This is a genomic window from Pseudomonas sp. AC229, from assembly GCF_979254655.1.
Map to the genome: position 1 here is coordinate 21,644 of NZ_CEEDHK010000025.1, position 6,000 is coordinate 27,643.

At 54.1% G+C, this 6,000-nt stretch carries 4 protein-coding genes; 3 read left to right on the forward strand and 1 reads right to left on the reverse strand.

Annotated features, from left to right (window positions below):
• Positions 1-104: 104 nt before the first annotated feature.
• Both AC0IW7_RS24165 and AC0IW7_RS24170 read left to right on the forward strand, forming a co-directional pair.
• Positions 105-836, forward strand: coding sequence for a hypothetical protein (locus tag AC0IW7_RS24165; protein ID WP_471821346.1), 732 nt, complete (start codon positions 105-107; stop codon positions 834-836).
• Positions 837-1,380: 544 nt separating this feature from the next.
• Positions 1,381-4,497, forward strand: coding sequence for a hypothetical protein (locus AC0IW7_RS24170; protein WP_471821348.1), 3,117 nt, complete (start codon positions 1,381-1,383; stop codon positions 4,495-4,497).
• 133 nt (positions 4,498-4,630) lie between these two features.
• Here the strand turns inward: AC0IW7_RS24170 and AC0IW7_RS24175 are convergent, their stop codons facing one another.
• Complete coding sequence (locus tag AC0IW7_RS24175; RefSeq protein ID WP_471821350.1) at positions 4,631-5,155, reverse strand: Mpo1 family 2-hydroxy fatty acid dioxygenase; 525 nt, start codon at positions 5,153-5,155, stop codon at positions 4,631-4,633.
• Between the two features lie 110 nt (positions 5,156-5,265).
• Here AC0IW7_RS24175 and AC0IW7_RS24180 point away from each other — a divergent pair, with 110 nt between their 5' ends.
• Positions 5,266-5,946 carry a Crp/Fnr family transcriptional regulator gene (locus AC0IW7_RS24180; RefSeq protein WP_471821351.1) on the forward strand — a complete coding sequence of 227 codons (681 nt, stop codon included), beginning with the start codon at positions 5,266-5,268 and terminating at the stop codon, positions 5,944-5,946.
• Positions 5,947-6,000 lie beyond the last annotated feature (54 nt).

A 6,000-nucleotide genomic window follows, 5' to 3' on the forward strand; every position in this document is an offset into this window, starting at 1 on the left:
AAATCACTCTTTGGGGCTAATTTCCTTAGCGTGGCGGTGCAGTACGCTACGCGCGGGGAAATTAAGTCCGCACTGCTCAAAAAAATAATAAGGAGCACCTCGGTATGCGCAGTACGTCCATGCTTCACGTCTGGCTCGCCTGCCTGTTGGCCGCACTGGCCAGCCTCCCGGCAGCGGCCGCGACACCACAGCAACACATGCAGGTTCAGGCCTGCCGCGCGGTTGGCAGCCTGTTGCTGTACCGCGGCGAAGGCTATCAGGCCAGCTACAGCGAACGGGTCGACAGCGACCTCGCCGCCCTCGCCGCCGCCGTTCAAAGCAGCCCGCAGGCCAGCGGCGAGTTACGCAGCGCTCAACAGAACCTTGTTACCCAAATCAAACGCGGTGTTTCTTTCGGCCCCAACGAGGAAGACGTGCCATGGGGCTATCAGAAAGAACTGAGCAAAGCCCTGCGCGATTTCCTCATCAGCGCCCACGGTCTGACGCCAGCCACGCCCGAGGAGGACTTGCCGGTAAAGCTCGAGTACCTGTCGGTTCAGTACCTGTTCCGCTCGTACGTCGGCAGCTTCGAGCTGGCGCGTGAACACGCCGACCAGTACATCGGTCAGGACGAGCGTCTGTTAGTGCCGGAAATTGATCAGCAGATGAACGCGCTGGCCGAGCAGGACGCAGCGGTGAAGAAGAAGCTCGACACGCGCTGGAGCTACCTGCGCGTGGCGTTGGCGGACATGAACAGCGGCGTTACAGCGATGACCAGCCTTTCCGGCCGGCCCTTCGCGCCCACCATCGTTGACCGCCATGCCCGGGCGATGAGCGATCAGTTGCTGGCGAACTGACACGGCCCGGGATCCCGCAACGCCGTAGGCTCCGGGGGCGGCTGCCTGGCGTTGTTCCATGAGAGCGGCTAAACGAAAGGCTGGCCGCTCATCTTTTCAAGTTCGCCTCGCCCTCGCCAACACCTCGTCGCACCCCCACTACGTCAATTGCAAATTAACCTGCAGCGCTGCGGGAACGTGTCGTTCGCGCCGTAGTTTTTAATCACTGGTATTAAGAGAGTCAGCCGTTTCCAATCAGCGGCTTCGGCACGACAGTTAATGCTTGTGGCCCTCGCCGCGAGATATAAATAAAAAAGTTATCAAATTACAGCGAAGCCGGTGCCAACTTCCTTGGAACGGACTCATCGCCGCTGCCTGTCGCCGCGCCCCGTCGGCACATTAGTTTAATTATCAACCTGCATTTGCACCCGCCACCTCGGAATTTTCAATCGGTTTCGCAGACCTGACCGCTGGCACCACGATAATCGCAAGCCCAGATTATTTTCCGCTAGCGGTGCTGCACTTCGACTAGCTCATCTATATATAGCTCTGAAGGAATCAGAATATGAATCGATCAGCTGATTTGAAAAACTCGCGCGGAATAAACACGTGGTTGGGCATGTGCGCGTTATCCGTCCTGCCATTTGCCACGACTGAAACATTCGCCGCGTTAAATTGCCCAGACGGACAATACCCTAATAGTTCCGGAGGCTGTTCAATTAGCTCCGGCCACACGCCTACCGACCAAGGCTCAATCGCGCAAAACAATCTGGATAACTACCACGCGAACAAATCCAATTTTTCACGCTATAAGCAAGAATGGGATAATCTTAACAAGAAAAACCTTAACCTTATCACGCGCTTGAATACCCCACTGGTCCATCAATATCAACTTTTAGCAGCACGGCTCGCCAAATGGCATAAAGAGGATGCTACTGGATTCGCCAATTACTTCCGAAGCGTCAAAACCTACCCTCCAATCGACCTGGTCACGGATCTTCCAGACGACGTATTAAGCGAGCGAAATCGCAATACCATGATGAGCTTCGTCATGAGCGCGTTCATGCAGGAACGCAACGACTTCCTGGTGGGCCAGCACAACACGCACTTGCAGAATATCGCCCACCTTTATTTCCAAATGAATCCAACCGTGATGAAATCAGTCGCGATTGATTACTGGGCAAAGGCGTACGCGCCTAGCGTGTCGGGAAAGATCGGGTTTACCAGTGCGTATAGCGATTCCGTATCGTTACCCGATGTACAAGCGGTTTACCCGTTTATCCGCGCAGCCGACATAAATGATTACGACTTTAGCCAAATAGAAGAAAGTTTTGTTAACAAATGGAACAACGCCAACACATCACCTTCGAAAAGCACCACTAAAACAACCAAATATTACAAGTTTGTACCTCAGCCTCTACCCAACGAATTCTTTAACAAGCTCTCAGAAAAAATAGACCAACGACTGATTACCAAAGTAAACAATGAGACGTTTGCAAAGACGCAATCAGAGATTGTCGGTTTCCGCTTCAAAAATTTGATGCGGACCTATCTAGCCGCCAACGGCCCTAAAGCCGAGCTGATTACAAAACTGGCCAACCAGACGTCCGCCTTTCCCCTGCCCCAAAACATAACGCAGATAAGCCGAGCTATTAACCAGGCCAAAAGAACCTGTCTGGCGCCGACTGAGTCGCTTGTGCTGGCCGGAAAGATAGATTTGCAACATAAAGTAGTTAGCAAAAACTGCAGCGCCGGGGACAGGTCCCTGGATTGGTTCGTTATAAAAAATGCAGATGAAACCATTCAGTTGAAGAATGCGTTTTCTGGACAGTGCCTGACCGCTCCAAGGCAGTCGTATGACGGCCCGCTGACGATGGTTTGCGGGGGGCGAGTCAACACCTACAAACCTGCGTACCAGGCCTGGCAATGGACGGGGGACGAGCGACTTCGCCGATCAGGCATTGACCACTTATATAGCCTGTCCGTCATGGCCCCAACCGACCTTTCGAGTTCGTGGCGCGAGGGAAGAAAGCTAGACCTCTACCCTTATGATTTTCTGCAGGGGAATGAAGCGCTCAGGGCAAAATGGTCCATTGCATCAGGATTTGGCAGAAACGAAATGCTGAATCCGCAAAGCTATAAGTCGGCAGCACAGCTTGCCGAAAACTTTTTCGCGTTGATGTACGGGTTCACCGAAGAGCTCGCGCTAATGGACCGGATAAAGGTGGTCAACAAGGGGACAACCTTACCTACAGAAGACTTAGAAAGCAGCGTTTCAGCAGACACGTTTACGTCGCAAGAACAAGCCGTTAAGTTCTTCAATGCTCTATACGCTGATAGCGGCCTCTATAACCAATTGCCCTCCAGCATGCAGCAATTCATCACGGCGCTGCGTTCAGGCACTTCACTGCTAGATGCCTATAGCAGGTATGCGCCGTCGCTCTACGATGAGATCAGGCAAGCCTCATTGTTCAAGCCTTCACAGTGGGATGATCCGAGCAATAAAAAAAACGCACTCCATGTCTACGAGAATCCCTATACCAACACGGTCGATTTATTTACGTCAAAATTCGACGGTAGTCCTGCCGCCAGTAATAAATGGCTGCCCATCAACAGACGCTCTGATAACAACTGGACGTATGTAACCAGCTTAGGCAGCAAGGCCAAAGTTGCGAAACTAATCGAAAAAATTAGCGCCCACTTCAAGGAGTGGGGAGAACCGGCCAATTACGGGGATATCTTTGTCTATGACAACCCGTACTCGAAAAAGCGTGAATTTTTTCAGGCAACTTTCAAAGGATCGTCCAACAGCAGTTCCGCCTATTTTCCAACTAACCAGACGTCCACTAGCAAGTGGCGTTTTCTCGGGGAAAAAGATAACGCAAACGTCCTGATCGCAGCCCTCGCCAACGACACGAACAGGTCCTATTTTTCCTATATGTATAGTCTGGTTAAACTCAATATTGGCGGGAAACGCTCGTTGGCTGATATCGAAAGTAATCCGGATAGTGAAACCGATGGATTTGACTCTTCCGACTGGGCGCAGTCCGGTGCTGATGAACAGTCCGTTGCTGGACAACACTTCTATGTTTCCACTCCCACCGTAACCGCTATAACGCTCTATAGTGCCAATAATATTGCCGCGCTTGGTGCTATCTCCAACGCCGTTATCGGTATGAAGACGCGCCTTCCTATTATTTTTGAAAGGGCACAGATGTGGTCGCGATTTGAAGAAATGGTGACGCCGCGTCTTAAAGACATATGGGAAGACTATGAGGTGACTGCGGAGGAGATAGGTGATGCCGCGGGAGCTACAGCCGAGGAACTAAAAAATTGGCGCGTAACGCCGAGCAATATCTGGGAGGACTGGTCGAAGGGAAACTTAAACCCACCGGCTGAATTCGAGCAATTCAAGGAAGAGTTTAGGGCTCTCTTCGCGCCTGGTCGCCAGGGTGATGAAGACCTGGAGGCGTATTTGGACAACTTCGCTGAACCCGAAGAGGGACGGAGCATGATGCAAGTCGAAGAGCAAGTAATTGCAGAAGAGCAGGCCATAAACAACAGCCTGTTAAGCACAGCGTTCGAGGCTTTTACAGTGACCGAGACAAGCCTGGCCGCCAGCCTCGTAACTGTGGACAGCGTGACATCCACGTTAATTGGCTTGGCTGTCGGGGTGCCTTAACGTGGCAACCTGAAGTCCGTAACAACTCGTACCCGGGCCACCAAAAAAGCGATGCCCCTTATCGAAAGATACGGGGCATCGTTTCGGGTGGCAGTACCCTGCAACGCGTTTTTTTTCTAGCGCACGCAGTTATTCAAACCATCGCATTTTTATGCCGGATACACGTCGGGCCGGCGCGCTTTTCGATGGCCTGGCGCAGCTCGTCGCGGATGCCAACCAGAAACAGCAGCTCAGCGACCACGAACAGCGGGCCAATGATCAAGCCGGACAAGTCGTCGACAAATGCCGGCTTGCGGCCCTCGTAGTAGTGGCCAACGAACTGGATGATCCAGCCCACCACAAACAAGCCGATACCGCCGCTGAGCCATACCAGCGTGCTCTCGGCCGCCAGGTTGGCACCGCCCCACAGGCTCAGGCCGAGCAAGGCGCTCATCAGCAAGCCGAGGCGCATTTCCAGGCGCAGGTAGAACACGGCCGAAGCCAGGGCGCACAGCGTGGCAGGCGAAAGCCACAGGCCGAAGGCGCTGAATCCGGGGCGCGAGAGCAAGGCGGTGACAGCAAAGGCGATCATCGGCACGCCAATGAAGTGGGTGAAGATATTGCGCCGGTCGCGGTGGTAGGCGGCGTATTGAGCGAGATGATCTGTCAGGGTTTTCATTTTATGTCCTCGGAGGCTGCCTCTATTCGGGCTGGATGAATCATGCAGGTTGAGTAAGCTGCAACTCTGTCAGGTAGCTGACAAACCTTAGTTCGCGCCCCGGATCAGCCATGAATGACGTTTCGCCTTACCTGCCGCTGCTGCGCACCGGCCAGTGGTTTAGCCACCTGCCGCACTCGCTACAAAATGAATTGCTCACCCAGGCCCAAATACGCCGCCTACAGAGCGGCGAACGGTTGTTTCACCGGGGCGATCAGCCATGCGGCTTGTATGCGGTCGTGGAAGGCGCGATGCGCGTTGGCGCTGTGAGCGTCAACGGCAAGGAGGCGCTGCTGACGTTGGTTGAGCCGCCGTACTGGTTTGGCGAAATCTCCCTGTTCGACGGCCAACCGCGCACCCACGACGCCTTCGCTGAAGGTCCGACCGTGTTGCTGCATGTGGCGCAAAGTGCGCTGAACGCCATGCTGCAACGCCAGCCCGCTTATTGGCGCGAGTTCGCCTTGTTGATGAGCCAGAAACTGCGGCTGGCGTTTATCGCCCTGGAACAGATCAGCCTCCTGCCCGCCGCCCCGCGTCTGGCCCAGCGGCTGTTGATGATCGCTGACAACTACGGCGAGGGCGACACGCGCCGGGTGCTGCATCTGGCCCAGGAACAGCTGGCGCTGATGCTGGCGATTTCTCGGCAAACGACTAATCAGATACTCAAGGAACTGCAGGCGCAGGGGATTGTGCGGCTGACGTATGGGGAGATTGAGATTGTGGATGTGGAGCTGTCTCTTATACACATCTGACGCTGCCGACGAAGTAGAGCCGGTGTAGATCTCGGTGGTCGCCGTATCATTAAA